We start from the raw sequence: 18,358 nt of genomic DNA, 5'->3' as shown, positions 1-18,358 counted from the left end.
TTGCTCCATCCTCTCCTTACAAAATATGTCGTTGCCAATCCTTACGGGAAATACTGTACAGCACCATATCCACAACTTTTCCTTTATTCATCCGCTCACTGGGAATCAGACCAATTTTGGTCATGCCGATTTTTTCCATCACTTTCCCCGAATTGGGATTGTCCACATCATGCACTGCTTGGATGCTGATCAAACCCAAGTGATCAAAGCCTAAAGACAAGATGGCCATGGCCGCTTCCGGCACAAAACCTTGCCCCCAATAAGCCTTGTTCAAGGCATAGCCCAGCTCACCTTTGCGCAGGGCCTCTTCCACTCGTAGATCAATGGTGCCAATCATTTTGCCACTTTGGTACTCTTCAATGGCAAACTTGCCTAAGGGTGCGCTCATAAAATACGTGGCAATGCCTTCTTTCGTATCTTGCAAGGACTGATGGGTGGGAAAGACATAGCGAGTCGTCTCATCGTCTCCTGCATACTCGTACATATCCTCGGCATCCGCTAAACGAACCGGCCGTAAAAGCAAACGCTCCGTTTCCAAGACTTGTTTTTCTGCCAGACCTAGCGTAAGTGAAGCTTCCTTCTCCATAAAATCCCCCCATTTCTTTGTTTAAATTATAGACGAAAACCGCGGGAAAGACAGTAATTTGATTGTCCAAGCCGCTTTTATTCTCCCTAGACAAAAAAACTCGCCGCTGGTCAGGCGGCGAGGGGAGGAGAAAATGAAAAAGTGTTAGGGTTGTTTGTTGGTATGGATATAGAATACCCGAGACTTTTGAAGAAAATGTGACGGAAAAAGGAAAAACTTCGAAGTAGTCCTCAGTCGGTGTTTTTAGCGGATTTCCCGTTGCTTTCGGGTTTTCTTTCGTATTCTTTTTTGAAAGTGCTATAATAAATTCATAGGTACTCATCCGTCATCGAGCGCCCCATCTATTGAGACACCTTTGATGATTATGAAAAGGAGCATCCTTATGCCAGACGATCAACTTCAAAAACATTTAGACGCAGGGCGCTATGGTACGCCTCAAGTCAATCCAGACGAACAACGAAAATACTTGGGTACTTTTCGCGAGCGTTGCTATTTGAGCATGACCATTGCCCAGATGAAAGACAAGGACAATCAAGGCAAGCTATTAACCGAATTAAAAAAGACGCCGGACAGTCACATCTTACTCAATGGCCAAATCGCTGAATCACTCCAAAGTGCGTATATCCAGCTGATTACTAAGACCAAGCATCCTTTCACCGTCGTCAATGCCTTTGCCGGAGATCAACCGGATAATATCGGCTTGTTAGTCGTTGCCCAAGAGGCCGTCAATCAGCCGGTTATCGATATCGACGAGAAATACCCGGACCAAAAAACACCGGAGCAAACAAGTGAGAAGCCCGGCTTTTTTGATCGCTTATTTCATCACGAGGAATAAAGCGCTAGTGACTACTAGCCAAAAAGGGGGAAGTAATATGACCGCACCAACCTATGCAGCATTAAAAACCGAACTATTAGAAGCACTGGATACCCACATCGATATCCTAAAAGACGCTTCTTACATCCAAGAAGGCCATTTGGATGGCATCATGTTTATGATGCGTAGCTTAGGCTTTATCTTTGACCGAGCACCAAAAGTTTTAGCAGAAGAAGATCCAGAAGAAATGAACTATCAAATGTTCCAGTACTACAGCCTTTTAACGGAGCTTAAGTACAATTTGACTCTGCATTTTCCGTATGCTCAAATCAACAATGTCTCTTTGTTAGAAATCGCAGATCAATTCCCAACCACCTACGAAAAAGAAATGAAGGACTGGTGGGAAAACTTAACCGGACTCTCCGTGGAAGAAACCAAGCAAACCATTGAAATCAAAGAATTTGAGTACTAGTAGTAAAAAAACGGAGGCTGTGACATAAGTCATTTTCAAGTGATAAACAGCGTACGCTTAACTACAATCAATAAAGAACATCCGGATGAGAAAAAACTGTGACACTCTTTGTGTCATAGTCCGTAGAGAGAACAGTACCATACGTGTAAAGAGAAACAGCGCGACTACGCTCCTTGCAGTCGCCTAGTACAGTTGAACTAAGCAAAAATCGCTAAGTTCAACTAGCAATTACGCTGACTTAGCTTGATTAAATCAAGGTTAGTCAGTGTTTGAGATTTTTAGCAATGAAAAGAAGGCAATCTTCCAATGTTTTAATGGAAGATTGCCTTCTTTTGCTTGCGTCTCACATTTGGTATTGTTCGGTTCGTAGGACGATGACTTAGATATTGTCACAGCTGTCTTTCTTACTCAATTTCAGGAAAGAGGTATTTCAAGACTGCCATGGTCAATCGGCGGCTTTTGCCTGCATACGGATAGACGTGCATGTGCATGGCTGGATTGAAATTGGCTTCGATAATTCCATAGGCTCCCGGGGTTTTGGCGGGAACTGTCAAGTCGGGAATAATCAGATCGATGCCACTGATCTTAGCCCCCAACGCATTTACCGCTGCCGCCGCCGCTGCTTGATAGTCTTGAGGAATTTCGTCTGTCATATCGATGGAGTCGCCACCGGTGGAAACATTGGAGTTTTCCCGTAAGTAGACAGTCACGCCAGTGGGCACCACCGAATCAAAGGTGTAGCCTTGCTCTGCTAGCATTAATTCCTCAATCGGTCCTAATTGGATCAATTCCAATGGGGAGCGATGATGGGTTCCTCGGAGTGGGTCTTGATTCTTTTGGGCCACTAACTCCCGTACGCTGTGTTGCCCATCCCCGACTACATTGGCCGGCACTCGCAGCATAATGCCTTTCACTTGCCCATCTAAAACAAAGAAACGGTACTCTGTTCCCGGTAAAAATTCTTCCACTAAAACAGCACTGTCTTCACTAAACGCGATGTTCAAAGCTTGTTCGTAATTGGCTAAGGTAGTTGGTTCTTTAAAAATCGAAATGCCCAAACCGTAATTCGTCGACTTTGGCTTCACCACAATGGCCCGATTTTGATAGTGAGGAAAAGCGCGCAAAGCACTGGCTATATCGTCATACTCCCCACCGGCGGGTACAGGAAATCCTGCCTGTTGGAGAACTTTTTTCGTGACGGTTTTATTGGCCATCATCAAAGGGACCACGTAGCTATCTTTACTGGTCATATTGGCATTTTTCACGTACTCCCGGCGCCCGGCAAAGTCCAATTGCAAAAATTGATCCGCCTGATCCAAAATCGTCCCTTTCACGCCCTTTTGGATGGCATCAAAGAGGAGAATCTGGGTAGAGAGTTCCATGTCCGTAAAGCCTGCCAATTGATACGGTTTCTCCCAGGCCAAATGCCGATATTCTTCGGCTAATTGAATCGCTACTGCTTTTTGTGAGCTAGCTTCGGCCTTAGCCAAAAGTTGAGCCGCAACGGTTAGCGTAGGATCTTGAAGACAGGCTTGACTCCAGCTTAAAAAGTCGGAAACTAGCGGCAAATGCAACTCTTCCATCATCTGCTGCATTTCTGCTAAGAGCCATTCCCCTTCTGCTTGATAGGCCGTCTTAGCATAAGGATGCTCTAAGGCCACGGCATCGTTTTGCCCAGCGCCTTGTGCGACCCATTCTGGTGTCTCTTCTTCTGGCAACCACAGCATCAAAAGTAAGAAGACTTGGAGAAACTCGGCCTGTTTTGCAGAGAAGCCATAGCGTTCGAAAGGCTGAATGTCGATGTCCCGCAACTCAATGTATCGAATCCCCGACTGCTTCAAATCTTGAACCCGTTTGCCACCTCGCAAACGCAAGGGAGCATAGTATTCCTTGTCTTCTGAAAGCTTCCCGGTCTCCACTAGCTTCGCAATATCTGCCAAGTACTGTTCCAGACTGCCATACGAGACTTTCACATCCTCGTGGTTACGGTAGCCATACTTGCTATTGCGAATACTCCGCAATGGTTCCACCGACGCAGGCTGGTCCATGAAGTAATTGGCCTCACTAATCGGCGCCGCTCCATAGAGATAAGTAATCAACCAATGATAGCGCAAGTAGTTTCTGGCAACTTTCATGTAGACCTCCGTCTGAAAGTCTTGAAAAGGTAACGTAGGTTCTTGCCCATGGAGGGCTTGCATCAAATCAGCACCAAATTCAAAATTGAAATGAATACCGGAAACCATCTGTTTGCGCCGCCCGTACTCCCGGGCTAAATAGCGCCGATACAAGACATCTTCAAAAGCGTCTAGTTCTGCCAGTTTGATTTCACACTCATTTTCCGGTAAGGCCGGGGGCATACTTAAAGGCCACAAAGCCTCTTGTTCCGGCAAAGAGCGATAGGCCACATCGTGAATAGCCGCCAGCCACTGCATCAACTCGGCCGGTGAATTCGTCACCGGGGTGATTAATTCCAACTGAGTCTCGGCAAAATCCGTCTGTATATAAGGGTGGTAATTGCGATTGCCAAACGTTGTCGGATGAGGGCTTTTAGCCAAAGAACCCGTGGAATCCACTCGCTGTCCTTCTCGCTCCACGCCAAAGCGAGCGCTCAAAGCTAAGGGCGCGACGTTAGCTTGTTGCAACATTACTTTAAAATCCATTTTGTATTGTCCTCGTTTATTCGTTTTATCCCATTCATTATAGAGTATCTTGCCTAAAAACCCTAGCCGAAAAGTTGCCTTCAGAAAAAACAAAACCCACCTGGACTAGTCGTCAGACTAGATCAGGTGGGTTTTGTTTTCTAGCTTATTGTTGTTTGCCAATAGGGCCAAATTGGCGCTGCAAGTCTGCTAACAGGCGCTCCCGGTTTTCCGTAGTGCCATTTTCAAAGCGGAGCACTTTTCCATCGTAGACAAATTCCGACTTGTTAAAACTCGTCAGGCGTCCAAGTTTTTCCGGGGTCAAATCATAGGCAGCCACATAAGCCGCAAATGCTTTGTGAAAGTTCCGAGACTTTTGGACTTCTTGTAAAACAAAGCCTAGCACCACCAGAAACAAAACAACACCGATTAAAATCCTTGGCCAACCTTGACCATAGACTATTGCTTTCACAGGGCCATACTTCAGGACCACCGCAATAATGACGGCCCCGACTAATGTAGAGAACAGCACTTTTTTGTTTTTCATAAAGGCCTCCTTTACAAGGTCTGGAACATCACTAGAAATGTGATGCCGTTATACAGGATATGGGCAATCATATTGCAACGAATATCCTTGGTCTTCAAATACAACATCCCCAAAAAGACGCCGATTGCCGAGTAGACTACTAGATAAAGGGACAACTGGGGTTCATGAAGCAAGCCAAAGAGTAAACCAGAACTCAAGACTGCCAAGACATCATACATACGTCCTTTTTGATTCCAGAAGAAATTCATAAAGATGCCCCGGTATAGGAGTTCTTCGATAATCGGCCCTAAAACCGCACCGTAAAGCGTCACGCCTAAAACATGATTCAAAAACATCTGATCCACCACTTGTTGATTTTCCGCCGTGCCTTGGGGCAGTAGCGGAGAAACCAAAATCAAGAAAGCGTAAATTCCCACCACGGTTAAAATAATCCAGCCGACTTTCCCTTTAAAGGAAAGATTTTCCCCGAAGCCTCGAGGATTGTACTCTTGAAGTTGCCCTTGGTAATACTTGATGAAGTAGACCATCACGGCTAAAAATACTAAGGAGATGACGAGGGCATAGGCTATCTCGGATAAAGGGCGTCCGATTAATCCTTCAATTCCCATAATCATCGTGGATAAATTTTGAATAAAGACGAGGGCGATAAAAATCCCGATTCGTCCCGGTAATGAGCGTCGTTGGTTCATCGCTTCTCTTCCTTTCGTTTCTTTTACTACCTTATTCTTGAATCAAGCCTTTAAATAAGCCAATCACAAATTGGTTTGGATCAAAGACTTCTAAATCATCGATGCCTTCCCCAAGGCCGACTAATTTCACCGGCAAGTGCAACTCGTTACGAATCGCTAAAACAATCCCACCTTTGGCCGTACCATCTAGCTTGGTCAAGACGATGCCAGTTACGTCCGTGGTTTCTTTAAATTGTTTTGCTTGGACCATAGCATTTTGCCCGGTAGTAGCGTCCACAACCAACAAGACTTCATGAGGGGCAGCGGGTACTTCTCGCTGGATCACCCGTTTGATCTTGTCCAATTCTTTCATTAAGTTAACTTTGTTTTGCAGACGGCCGGCGGTATCCACCAAAAGCACGTCATAGTGTTCGTCCTTGGCTTTCTTCACCGCATCAAAGACCACTGCCGCAGGATCCCCACCGGCATTGTGTCGGATGACTTCCACACCCGAACGCTCGCCCCAAACTACTAATTGGTCAATCGCTCCGGCCCGGAAAGTATCTGCCGCGGCCATCAGAACTTTTTTACCCGCCATGCGGTATTCATAGGCCAGCTTCCCGATACTCGTGGTTTTTCCCACGCCGTTGACCCCTACAAAGAGCATCACCGTCAAATCGTTTGGCTGAATATTCAACGCGTGGTTCTCGTCTTCGCCGGCTTCATCATAGAGATTTACCAGTTTTTCGATAATGACGTTTTGAACTTCTTTAGGCTTCTTAACGTTTTTTAGTTTAACCTCTTGGCGCATTTCGTCGGCGATGCGCATAGCTGCATCAAAGCCCACGTCGGCACCAATCAGCGTTTCTTCGACTTCTTCAAAGAAATCCTCATCCACGCTACGGAAATTGGCAAAGAGTTCGTTTAAACGTTGGCCAAAGGTTTTCCGGCTTTTCTTCAAGCCCTTGTCGTATTTCTCAGTGATTTCGGCTTGTGTTTCAGGAACGATTGGCGTTTCTTCTAGGGCAACTTCTGTCTCTGCCGGCACTTCTGTTTCCGCAATCGCTGCTTCCAGCACTTCTTCAGAGCTTGCCGGTGTCTCAGGCTCACTGACAGCCTCTTCTGGAATTGTCTGACAAATTGTTTCCCGTGAAACATTTTCTTCTGGAATGCTGTCTGGTTGCGGTTCTTCGGAGGTGGTTTCTTGCTCTTCAGCCACTGGTTCGGTCTCTGGAACTGCAATTGATTCTTCTATTGAATCTTGGGTGTCCGCTTCAACTTGTTCAGATACTCCTGTACTTTGTTCCGCTGCGGGACTTTTTTCTGGTGTTACTGGCGCAGACGTAGCCAGTTCTTCCTCAAGGGCCGGTTGCTCCTCTAATGTTGCTTCTGGCGTTGCTTCCGATGTTTCCGGTTGTTCCTCAGAAGTTTCAGCGGAACTTACCGGCTGTTCGCCCTTTGCGGCAGCTTCGTCTTCGAGCGCTTGTTCTGATTTTAACGCTTCTTCTTTGGGTTCTTCTTTACCCATGAGCGCTTTTTTGATCTTATCGAAAAAACCCATCATTCATTCCCTCCCAACACGTATTGTTCAATCACTTGGGCTACTCCGTCCTCTTCATTAGAAGCGGTAATGACATCTGCTTGTTCCTTCACCTGGGGAACAGCATTTTCCATGGCCACCCCGATACCGGCAAAGGCAATCATGGGCAGATCATTTTCTTCGTCGCCGATGGCCATGACTTCTTCTTGGCGAATGCCTAAATCCTCGATCAACAACTGAATTCCGTATGCCTTGGTGATTCCCTTAGGCATAAATTCCAAAAGTACATCCCGGGTTTTAATGACTTCGTAGCCTTCCCGGATGCTGTCTGGAATTTTGGCAATCTGTTGATCCAGGTAAGTTTGTTCATAGGCGACTACCGCCTTATTGTACAAGGCTTCAGGGTCTAATTGCGCTACCGTGGTCTTTCGGCAGTCCAGTAAAGGATTTAACTGTCCGTAAATCGAAGGATAACTTGGAGCAGTGGGTAAACTCCACACTACTTCTTCTGATACCACATCGATCGGTAAGCTTAAATCCCGACCTAATTGTAAGAGTTCATTGACTTGTTCAAAGGACAAAGCGGCTTTTTCCATCACAGCACCGGTGTCGTTATTTTGCACCAAGCCACCGTTAAACGTGATGCTATAGTCTCCAGGTTCCTCTAAGTTCAACTCTTTTAAATAGGGGCGAATCGCCCGTAATGGTCGTCCGGTACAGATGACGATTTTCACACCTTGATCTTTAGCCGCCTGTAACGCCACCTTATTTTTTTCAGTGACGACTTTTTTGCCATTTAACAATGTGCCATCCAAATCGATGGCGATTAATTTAATCACGAATTTCGTCCTCCTTCCTTGGGACTTCCCGCTACGATTTTCCCGCCTTCCCGCACATCTTCTAAACGCACGGAGACGATCTTCGATACCCCGGATTCCTGCATGGTGACCCCATACAAGACATCGGCAGCTTCCATGGTGCCCTTGCGGTGGGTCACCACGATAAATTGAGTATCGTTTTGGAAGCGGCTGAGATAACTACCGAAGCGGGTCACATTGGCCTCGTCTAGCGCAGCTTCCACTTCATCCAAGACACAAAACGGCACCGGCCGCACTTGGATGATGGAAAAGAGCAAAGCAATCGCTGTTAGCGCTCGTTCCCCACCGGATAAGAGGCTGAGATTTTGCAGCTTCTTCCCCGGGGGCTGAGCTTCAATCTCGATTCCGGTATTTAATAGGTCCTCTGGGTCGGTTAGCAAGAGTTCTGCTCGACCGCCGCCAAACATATTCGGGAAGACTTCTTTGAATTTCAGGCGAATCGCTTCGAAGACCTCACTGAAACGTTGCTTCACTTCTTCGTCCATTTCGGACATGGTAGCGAAGAGTTGCTCCTTGGCCTGTAAGAGATCGTCTCGTTGGCCGACTAAAAATTGATAGCGCTCATTGACTTGTTCAAACTGTTCAATGGCATTTTCATTAACCGGTCCCAAAGCTTCAATGGCCTGTTTCAGATTCCCAATTTGATTTTTAGCTGACTCCGGATCGTCCACGACACCGTAGCGCTCTTGGCCCAATTCAAAGGTCATGGCGTAGTTTTCTTGCAAGTAAGCCAAAAGATTGTCCAAGCGAATATCCGCCCGGTTCTTTTCTACTTCTGCTTTGGTTTTTTGGGAAAGCAAGGCTTTTTGCTCTTGGTTTTGTTGACTGAGTTTTCCGTCGCCTTCCGTGATTTCCCCTTGCAATTTTATGCGCTGTTGACGCTTTTCCTGCAAGGTTTCTTTGATACTACTTTGTTTGGCCGCCAATTCTTGGACTTGTTTTTCCAAGGATTCTTCGGTGACTTCATGGCTGGAGAAATCGCTGTTCAACACTTGTAATTGCAGTTCCAAACTTTCTTTTTGCTTGGTTACACTGTCTAGTTCACTGCGTTTTGTTTGGATTTGTTCTTTTAGATGGAGGATTTGCTGCTTGGTCACCGCCATTTGGGCTTGGCTCTGAGCCAAGGTTTGGCTGAGCTCTTCTCGTTTTTCTTCAATCAAATCTTCGGTGCGGCTGATTTCTTGCATCTCTTGATTGATTTGTTCCCGGTCGGCCTCCACTTGTTTTTGCGCTTGCAAGTAGCTGGCCCGCTTTTCTTCGTATTCCGCTAAGAATTCTTGGACTTCCCGGTTTTCAAAGGTAAAGACGGACTGTTCTTGTTCCAAGCGTTGCAATTCCCGGTCATTAGTCTGACGCTGATGTTCCAACTCTTGTAAGTCCATCCGCCCTTTTTCGCCGGTTTCTCGCAGACTTTCCAACTGTTCTTGCTGGCTTTTCACTTGTTTTTCCAAGCGGGCTACTTGGGCTTCCGTCGCTTGTAGGCGGGCGTCTAACTGCTCTTGCGTCTTCTTTAGCTGTTGCAGTTCATTGCCTTGGGAGAAGAGATTGCCTCCATTGCCTTTCTTCGTAGCCCCACCGGTCATGGAACCCCCGGCGTTCATCACGTCTCCTTCTAAGGAAACCACCCGATAACGATAGTTTACCCCTCGAGCGATGGCATTGGCACTGGCCAAGTCTTCTGCCAAAAGGATGCCGCCTAATAAGTTGCCCATGATGTTTTGTACCCGGGCATCGAAGCGGACGACTTCTGAGGCGACTCCGATAAAGCCAGGCAAGCCTTGGACATTGTTTAAAAGGCTCCCAGGCACTTGCCGGGGTTGAATCGTGGTTAAAGGCAAGAAGGTCCCGCGACCGCCTCGTTGTTGTTTCAAAAAGGTAATGCCTTGGCGAGCATCTCGTTCGGTTTCCACGACGATGTGTTGGGCACTGGCCCCGAGTGCAGTTTCAATCGCCAAAGCGTAGTCTTCCGGTACCTCCAAAAGCTCTGCCACGGCCCCTACGATCCCTGTCAGTTCTTGGCGATGCTTCAAAATCATCCGTGGACCTTGGTAAAAGCCACTGTAGTTTTCTTGAATGTCTTGTAAGCTCTTTTCTTTGGCACGGTTTTGTTGTACTTGACTCATTAAGTCGTACATTTTCTTTTGCTCACTGTCTAACTGGAGCTTGCTAGTCTTAGCTTGCTCTTGTAGCAGCAAATACTCTTTGCGCTGGTGATCCAAGGCTTCCTTGGCACTTTCCAGCTTCGTAGCCAGCGCTTGTTGTTCCTTGCGACTGTGGGTGATTTTACTGGTTAATTCCCCTTGTTTTTGCAAGGCTTTTTGGTTTTTAGCGGCTTCTTGGGAGTAGCGCCGTTCCAAATATTTCAGGTCATTGCCGATATTGGCATGTTCCTGCATTTTTTCCACGTACTGACCTCGGAGATCCTCTAAGACTTCCTTGGTAGGCCGCTGGTATTTTTCCAGTTCCCGCTGTTTCTGGGCAATGGTTTCTTCCAGTTCTTGTTGTTCCCGATTTTTCTGGGACAAGGAACTGATCTGTTCGTTGATGTCCTCTTCTAAAGCCGTGATCCGTTCCCCGGCATTCTGGATATTTTGTTGGTATTCCTTCGTGCTTTGCAACGTATTCTTGGAGCGTTCGGCTAAAAGGGCTTGTTGTCCTTCCGCTTGCTTCAACGCTTCCGTCAGCGCTAAGAGTTCTTGGTTGGCACTTTCCAACCACTCGTCCAGCTCACTTCGAGTATGTCGTTGTGCGGTAAGGGCGCTTTCCTTGGCGTGGATGGCTTGGCCAATCCTTGTTAAGCGTTCGTTTAAAAGAGCCACTTGGTTATCTTGGCGCTCCCAGTTGGCTTTTTCTTTTTCGATTTCAGTTACCGTGTAGGCCACATCGACTTGAGTCAAATCAGACTTTAATTCCCGGTATTTTTTGGCAATCCGCGACTGCTCACTTAAAGGCAAGAGCTGGTCTTCTAATTCATAAACAATGTCTTGCACCCGGCTTAAATTGTCCTCGGTTTCAAAAAGCTTTTGCTCGGCTTTTTTCTTCCGTTGCTTGTATTTTAAAACCCCAGCGGCTTCTTCAAAGATGCCTCGGCGGTCTTCCGGCTTACTGGCGAAAATCGCCTCCACCTTGCCTTGGGAAATAATGGAGAAAGACTCCTTGCCCAGACCGGAGTCCATAAACAAATCTTGAATGTCTTTTAAGCGGCAAGCTTGCTTATTGATGAAAAAATCACTTTCACCAGTCCGGCGAAAGCGACGGGACACACTGATTTCACTGTAATCCAAAGGTAGGTAATGGTCACTATTGTCTAAGACCACCGTTACCTCGGCGATATTCAAGGCTTTGCGAGAATCAGAACCGGCAAAGATGATATCCGGCATTTTTCCCCCACGCAAACTTTTCACGGACTGCTCGCCTAGTACCCAGCGGATGGCCTCCGTGATGTTGCTTTTCCCTGAACCATTGGGACCGACGACTGCGGTCACGCTATTCTCAAAATCGATCACCGTCCGGTCGGCGAAGGACTTGAACCCGGCGATCTCGATTTTCTTTAAATACACAAATAGTTGCTCCTTTCAACAGTCCCCTACATCCCCGAGGCTTAGGGCCAGAGCCTAGGACTACTTCCCTAGACTCTGTAAAGCGTTGGCGGCGGCTGCTTGCTCCGCCAGTTTTTTGGATTTTCCTTGGCCGATGCCGATCATCTTGTCGTCACAGTAGACTTCTGTTACGAAGATGCGCTCGTGGGCCGGGCCTTCCTCTTTGATCAAACGATAATCGATCAACACATCGCCACTTTTTTGCAAGACTTCTTGCAAGCGTGTCTTGTGATCCCGCTCATGGGAAAAAGCACCAGCTTCCACTTGTGGATAAACGACGGTTTCTAAAAATTGCAAAACGGCTGCCAAGCCTTGGTCCAAATACAAAGCCCCTAAAAAGGCTTCGAATAAATCACAAAGCAAGGACGGGCGTGTGCGTCCCCCGGAATTTTCCTCCCCTTTGCCTAATTTCACAAAGGCGTCAAAGCCGCAGTCCGTGGCAAATTGAGCCAAGCTTTCTTCCCGCACGATGGCCGCCCGGGTCTTGGTTAGTTTGCCTTCCGGTAGATTGGGATATTCCCGGTAAAGGTATTGGGAGACGAGTAGTTCTAAAACCGCATCTCCTAAAAATTCCAGTCGTTCGTTGTCCGATAAGTGTAAGTTGCGATGCTCATTCACATAAGAAGAATGGGTAAAGGCTTGCTCTGCTAGATTGATATCGTGAAAAACGATGCCGAAGCGTTCTTCCAGCAGTTTCGCTAACTGATTGTCCATTGGTTTTCAGTCCCTCTTAATTATTCAATACTGTACCATTATACTGTTTTTTTCCCAATAAGAAAATCGCTAGGAAAAAAAGACCTCACAAAGTTGGCAACGTTTTTTGCTTCCGGGCAAAAGGCCGTCCCCGCCTCTTTGAAATCCTCTGAATTATACCACGCAGAAAAGAAAACAACGCGAAGGAAACACAAGCTTTGAGGAATTTTCATAAAGCTATGAAAAAATCGCGTAATTTTTATCCTTAATCCCCCCTATACTAGGGTCATGCCACAGCAAATCAGCACCAAACAGGAGTGGCACACACTAGGAATAGGAGGAATTTTCATGAACTACTACAACCAAACACCAGAAAAAACCTTGCAACATTTAGACACGACGCGAAAAGGCCTCCCGGAGACAGAACGCCACGCACGAGCAGTTCGCCTTGGGCCCAATAAACTAAAAGAAAGCAAACAAAAACCACTATGGCAAAAAATCGGCAAGCACTTCATTGACTTGCTAATGATTGTCTTAATCGTCGCCGGTATCTTAAAAGGAATCACCGGGGATTATGTGGAAATGGGCATCATCTTCGCCGTCGTCCTAATCAACGGCTTAATCGGCTACTTCCAAGAGCGCAAAGCCGAGGCTTCCTTGAATGGTCTAAAGCAAATGATGGCCCAAGAAGCCGTGATTTTAACGCAAGGTCAGCGGAAAAAAGTCGCCGCTGAAAGCTTAGTCCCTGGGGATGTGTTGCTCTTACACAGTGGCGACATCTTACCGGCGGATGTACGCTTACTGGAAGCTCACGACCTATTAGTAGAAGAAGCGGCTTTAACCGGGGAATCACTGCCCATTGAAAAAAGTACCAGGGTCTTAACAAGTTCCTTGCCTTTAGGAGACCGGGTCAACATGGCCTTTTCCGGTACGCAGATTCAAGCCGGCAGCGCCGTGGGAATCGTCACCAACATCGGGGACGACACGGAAATCGGGAAAATCAACCACGCCTTACAAAGTGTTGCGCCTCAAACCACGCCCCTAATTCGCAAGATGAATCAGCTGAACCAGCAGATTTTTAAAGGCTTAATGCTCTTCATCGTCTTTCTGATTTTCTTCACCACCTTGCGCTACGGTATGGAAGCAAACCTACTCCTCTCCGCCGTAATCGCCTTAATCGTTGCCGTAGTGCCAGAGGGATTGCCCGCCGTGTTGACCATGATTCTCTCCATGGGCGTCAAGGAAATGTCCGAGCAAAAAGCGATTGTCAAAAGCATGCCCGCAGTAGAAACTTTGGGCTCCATGACCGTGATTTGTTCCGACAAAACAGGAACCTTGACGAAAAATGAGATGACCGTCACCGACATCGTTTTACCGGCTGCACCGACTACGGTTACCACTAGAGACTTGACCTTGATTATGAACAACTGCCAAGACTTGCGCACCTCCGAAAGCCAAGACGTAACCAAGCTGCAAGGAAACCCTACGGAACTCGCTTTGTTGCGCTACGCCGCAAAGGATCAGCAGCCCCTACTAGCCCAAGAGCAAAAGATTCCTTTCCACTCGAAGCACAAGTACATGGCTACCGCTCACCTTATCGATCATAAACTGACACTCTTTGTCAAAGGCGCGCCAGAAGTCTTATTAGAAAAAGCAAACTTAACAGACGCCGAGCGGATTTACTGGCAAGAGCAAATCGCCCAACTGGCCCAAAAAGGGCAGCGAGTGCTAGCCCTGGCTCAAAAGTTCCTCGCCCCAGAAGCCATTATCCAAGATGAGTTGGCCGACTTGACCATTATGGGTCTAGCGGGTATCATCGACCCGCCAAAGGGAGCCGCTATTCACGCCATTGCAGAGTGCCAGCAAGCCGGCATCGTCGTGAAGATGATTACCGGCGACCACAAAGACACTGCCCAAGCCATTGGACGCCAAATCGGCCTGAAACACGACGCGGCGCTAGAAGGACAAGACATCGACCGCCTTACCGACGCGGACTTGGCGAAAGCCGTGAAGCAAACCGATATCTTTGCCCGTACTACTCCGGAGCACAAATTGCGGATCGTCACAGCCCTCCAAGCCCAAGGGGAAATCGTGGGCATGACCGGCGACGGAGTCAATGACGCTCCCGCACTAAAGAAAGCCGACATCGGAATCGCCATGGGTATCAAAGGAAGTGAAGTCACGAAAGAAGCCGCGGACATGGTCCTAGCCGATGACAACTTCGCCACCATCGCCCGGGCGGTAAAGGAAGGCCGGCGCATTTTTGACAACTTGAAGAAGACCATCAACTTCTTCTTACCTTCCGCACTGGCCCAAGGACTACTAGTCATCTTCGCTTTACTAACCGACCGCCCACTGCCTTTGTCCCCGGTGCAAATTCTCTGGGTGAATATGGTCACCACGATTACTTTGTCTTACGCCTTAGGATTTGAAAAAGCGCACAAGGATACCATGAAGCGCCCGCCACGAAACCCGCAAGAGAAGATTCTCTCCTTGCACAGTATCGCCCGCATCCTATACGTGTCCGTCTTGGTTACCATACCGGCGTACCTCTTCAGTAGCCAAGTAGCCAACCCGGTTGTTGCCCAGACCATGCTTCTCCACAGCATCGTCCTCGCCCAAGCCCTGTACATGATCAACTGTCGCGAACTACTGGACACTTCTGTGAATAAAAGCATGCTGAAAAACAAAGCATTGTGGATTTCCCTAGGAGCTCTGGTCTTAGTCCAAGGTTCTCTGCTGACCCTCCCAATTATGCAAAGCATGATTGGCACGACTTCCCTGACACTTATGCAGCACCTCGTTCTCCTAGCCGGTGCCCTACTGATTTTCTCCATCGTGGAGTTGGAGAAAAAAGTCTTGAAGCAATTAGCGAAAAAACGCCAAGAACAAACTGCATAAAAAAAAGGAGCAAGTTGCCTCATTAGCAAACTTGCTCCTGTTTTTTTCATTACCGTGTAGCTTGTCCTTTTTCATACTTCAAAAAGTAAATGAAGCGTAACACGAGAAACCACACAGGGGTGAAGAGTGCCGCCAAACGAGTTTCTGGCGACCACAGTAAAACTCCGGCCACAAAAAGTAGAAAAGCGAAAATCAAAAGATTGCTCAAGGGATAAAAAGGCATCTTAAAGCCGTGGCTTTGCTTACCGCGCATGCTGCGACGATATTTCATATGCGTATAAGTCAAAATCCCCCAGATAAATAAGAAGCACGTCGTAGCGATACTAGTAATAATCGTAAAGACTTGACTAGGCATGAAGAAGTTCAGCACCACGGCACTGAAAATCACCAAAGCAGAAAAGAAGATGGCATTAGCCGGAACTTGATGTTTCGTCAATTTAATAAAAGGTTTCGGGGCGCTGCCTTCTTGCGCCAAGGAGCGCATCATACGTCCGGTACTGTAAATGGCGCTGTTACAAGCCGAAGCCGCCGCACTGAGCACTACTAAATTGATAATGGTAGCTGCCGCCGTAATCCCCACCTCGGAAAAGACTTCCACGAAAGGACTTTCAGAAGCCACAAGAGAGTCCCAAGGATAAATGGCCATAATCACAAACAGTGAGCCTAAGTAAAACAAGATAATCCGAATAGGAATATTGTTAATGGCTTCCGGCAAGACTTTTTCGGGATCTTTGGTCTCTCCGGCTACTAACCCTACCAGTTCAATCCCCACAAACGCAAAGGTAACCATTTGGAAAGAAAGCAAGAAGCCCTTAGCTCCTTTAGGAAACCAGCCCCCATGACTCCAAAGGTTGGCGATTTTCACTGGACCGGCGGATGTGGGGTAATGAGTGATAATCATATAGGCGCCAATGGCAATCAAGGCGACGATGGCTACTACTTTGATCAAAGCAAACCAAAATTCCAACTCCCCAAATAGCGACACGGCAATCAGATTGAGCGCCACTAAAATCACCAAAGCACAGATTTCCGGCAACCACTGGGGCAAATTAGGAAACCAATAGCCCACATAAAGCCCCATGGCCGTTAAATCCGCCATGGCGATGGCAATCCAGCAAAACCAATAGGTCCACCCAGTAAGAAAAGCCCATTTCTTGCCTAAATATTCCGCTACGAAATCCAAAAAAGAATGATTCTCCGTATTGGATAAAAGCAGTTCCCCTAGCGCCCGCATAATCAAAAAACAAATGCCCCCAGTAATCATGTACGCCAGTAAAATCGACGGGCCGGTTTGTTGAATCGACTTCCCCGAACCTAAAAACAGTCCGGTACCAATCGCCCCGCCGATGGAAATCAGTTGCACGTGGCGATTTTTCAGACTGCGAGATAGTTCTTGTTGCGATTGTTCCATGAGTAAAAATCCTCCTAAGTCGGCCTAGCAGTGCGTAAGGTTTGCCACTAGCTACCACCAACTCTATTTACAGATAATTTTATCGAACTTACAGAAAATTTACAATAAAGACTTTCTTGCCCCAGAATCCAACACAAAAAAAACGGAGATTCCCCTCCGTTTTCTCACTTATAAATACCAGTTTTGCAACCAAGTCCGAAAAGCTGCCAATTCCCTTTCCGTGGGCACCATGGAGAGATAGATGACCGTGGCTTTGGTCTCCGAATCCAAGGGAAGATTGGACAAAATCAAGTGCTGGCTTCCCAAATCTTCTGGCAACTCTCCCGGGCTGACTTCTTGGAGGGAAACTCGTTTGCCACCTAAATCCTGTAACTCTTGAAGCAAGAACTGTTTCCAAGCCGGTTCCCCTTGGAAGACCAAGAAAGCTTGCCGCACTTGTGCGTTCACCTGAGCTTTAGCCGTCTGAATCAGCAACACCAGATTGCTCACCGCATGATTGGAAACTTCTGTAATACCAGAAAGTTGTCCGGCCGCCAAGCTTGTGGCTACTGATTGAAAGAGCTGAGGAAAGCGCGCTTGGCAGACGCTTAAGACTTCCTCGTATTCCCCAAGAAATTGATCCGTGAGACTCTTGGACTCGTAGTATTTCACCTGAAACAAAACCAAATCCTCTAGTAATTCCTGGTTCTCCACCAGAGCACGTCCTTCAGTCAGACTCGCCAAATAATCCCGGGCGTTTTGAAAAAGGTGCCCATAGGAACTTCGTAAAAGCGCAGAGCCATCAGGAGCAATCAAGTAACTCCAACTTTCCAAAAAACAAAAGTAGGCGAAGAAGGCCTCATCGCCTTTTAACAATACCCCTTCTTTTGCATAAAGGCCCTGAATCTCTTTTCGATAGATTTGAGCCAATGCGTCCTCCTCATAGTGAAGTGTTTCAATGGGACAACCGGCTTTAATGCGAATGGTATTGATAAAAAACCAACAGATGCCAAAGATTTCCTCGGTTTTGGCTGCCTTTTTCTGTCGCTGTAAACTGGCTAAAAAATCCCGATAATTGGACTCGTGCACTTGATAATCCTCGAAAAAGAAATGCTGGTGAGTAAATGGCGTCAACAGCCGATGATAAAAAATCCGTAAAGCCGACTCCTCCCCGACCCAGCTCAGATTGCGGGTGGTCAGTTTGATTTTCAGCTGAAAAGTTGCCAATTCTCGGTTTAGCTTTTGCACTTGTCGTTTCAAGGTTTCATAGGAGACTCCTTGCTCCATTAAAAAGTTCACCACGGCAATCTGACGTTGGCGCAGCAATTCTTTTAGTACCACCATGGCCAAGGATTGTTCCATGTAAAACTCCCATACCTCTTGTAAGGCAGTCGGTTGATTGGTCGTCAAAGATACCCCACTATTGCCCTGAGCCTCTAGTAGCCAGTCTTTAGGGAGTTCATAGCGCAGCGTCTGTAAGTCATGGAAAATCGTCCGCTGAGAGACCCCTAGACGTTCAGCCAAATCCTTTGTGGTCATTTGCCCCGTATTTACCAGTTGCTCCAGAATACTGATTTTGCGGCGTACATCTTTTTCGCTAATCAACTGCTTTGCCAGTGAGTACATGAACT

The 18,358-nt window shown here is 47.2% G+C and carries 13 protein-coding genes; 3 read left to right on the top strand and 10 right to left on the bottom strand.

Annotation, left to right across the window (positions count from 1 at the left end; translation table 11 throughout):
* Positions 1 to 16: 16 nt before the first annotated feature.
* Complete coding sequence (locus I579_RS04925; protein WP_010754710.1) at positions 17 to 586, bottom strand: GNAT family N-acetyltransferase; 570 nt, start codon at positions 584 to 586, stop codon at positions 17 to 19.
* Between the two features lie 382 nt (positions 587 to 968).
* On the opposite strand from I579_RS04925, the gene I579_RS04920 reads away from it, so the two are divergent.
* Both I579_RS04920 and I579_RS04915 read left to right on the top strand, forming a co-directional pair.
* Complete coding sequence (locus I579_RS04920) at positions 969 to 1,421, top strand: YueI family protein (protein WP_010754711.1); 453 nt, start codon at positions 969 to 971, stop codon at positions 1,419 to 1,421.
* Positions 1,422 to 1,458: 37 nt separating this feature from the next.
* Complete coding sequence (locus tag I579_RS04915) at positions 1,459 to 1,872, top strand: hypothetical protein (RefSeq protein WP_010754712.1); 414 nt, start codon at positions 1,459 to 1,461, stop codon at positions 1,870 to 1,872.
* A gap of 404 nt (positions 1,873 to 2,276) precedes the next feature.
* On the opposite strand, the gene gshAB is transcribed toward I579_RS04915, so the two are convergent.
* The 7 genes from gshAB to rnc all read right to left on the bottom strand — a co-directional run bounded on the left by gshAB (position 2,277) and on the right by rnc (position 12,457).
* Complete coding sequence (gene gshAB / locus I579_RS04910) at positions 2,277 to 4,532, bottom strand: bifunctional glutamate--cysteine ligase GshA/glutathione synthetase GshB (RefSeq protein ID WP_010754713.1); 2,256 nt, start codon at positions 4,530 to 4,532, stop codon at positions 2,277 to 2,279.
* Positions 4,533 to 4,677: 145 nt separating this feature from the next.
* A complete protein-coding gene (locus tag I579_RS04905) occupies positions 4,678 to 5,058 on the bottom strand; it encodes a hypothetical protein (protein WP_010754714.1) in 381 nt (126 codons plus the stop codon).
* An 11-nt stretch (positions 5,059 to 5,069) separates the two neighbouring features.
* A complete protein-coding gene (locus I579_RS04900; protein WP_010754715.1) occupies positions 5,070 to 5,747 on the bottom strand; it encodes a CPBP family intramembrane glutamic endopeptidase in 678 nt (225 codons plus the stop codon).
* A gap of 31 nt (positions 5,748 to 5,778) precedes the next feature.
* Positions 5,779 to 7,290 (bottom strand): signal recognition particle-docking protein FtsY, encoded by a 1,512-nt coding sequence (gene ftsY / locus I579_RS04895; RefSeq protein ID WP_010754716.1) that lies wholly within the window; start codon positions 7,288 to 7,290, stop codon positions 5,779 to 5,781.
* Positions 7,287 to 8,105, bottom strand: coding sequence for a Cof-type HAD-IIB family hydrolase (locus tag I579_RS04890; RefSeq protein ID WP_010754717.1), 819 nt, complete (start codon positions 8,103 to 8,105; stop codon positions 7,287 to 7,289). Before I579_RS04890 ends, ftsY begins: the two co-directional genes overlap by 4 nt.
* Entirely contained in the window at positions 8,102 to 11,704 is a 3,603-nt protein-coding gene (gene smc, locus I579_RS04885; RefSeq protein ID WP_010754718.1) for a chromosome segregation protein SMC, read from the bottom strand. Before smc ends, I579_RS04890 begins: the two co-directional genes overlap by 4 nt.
* Positions 11,705 to 11,764: 60 nt before the next feature.
* A complete protein-coding gene (gene rnc / locus I579_RS04880) occupies positions 11,765 to 12,457 on the bottom strand; it encodes a ribonuclease III (RefSeq protein ID WP_010754719.1) in 693 nt (230 codons plus the stop codon).
* A 327-nt stretch (positions 12,458 to 12,784) separates the two neighbouring features.
* On the opposite strand from rnc, the gene I579_RS04875 reads away from it, so the two are divergent.
* The gene (locus I579_RS04875; protein WP_010754720.1) at positions 12,785 to 15,337 is read left to right on the top strand and encodes an HAD-IC family P-type ATPase; all 2,553 of its coding nucleotides are present in this window, start codon (positions 12,785 to 12,787) and stop codon (positions 15,335 to 15,337) included.
* A gap of 49 nt (positions 15,338 to 15,386) precedes the next feature.
* On the opposite strand, the gene I579_RS04870 is transcribed toward I579_RS04875, so the two are convergent.
* Together I579_RS04870 and I579_RS04865 are read right to left on the bottom strand one after the other, a co-directional pair.
* On the bottom strand, positions 15,387 to 16,748 hold the full coding sequence (locus I579_RS04870) for an amino acid permease (protein WP_010754721.1): 1,362 nt from the start codon (positions 16,746 to 16,748) through the stop codon (positions 15,387 to 15,389).
* A gap of 168 nt (positions 16,749 to 16,916) precedes the next feature.
* On the bottom strand, positions 16,917 to 18,353 hold the full coding sequence (locus I579_RS04865; protein ID WP_010754722.1) for a global transcriptional activator MafR: 1,437 nt from the start codon (positions 18,351 to 18,353) through the stop codon (positions 16,917 to 16,919).
* Between the last annotated feature and the right edge of the window lie 5 nt (positions 18,354 to 18,358).

Source organism: Enterococcus asini ATCC 700915 (assembly GCF_000407365.1).
Taxonomy (GTDB): Bacteria; Bacillota; Bacilli; order Lactobacillales; family Enterococcaceae; genus Enterococcus_C; species Enterococcus_C asini.
This window is presented reverse-complemented; position numbering and strand designations above follow the sequence as displayed.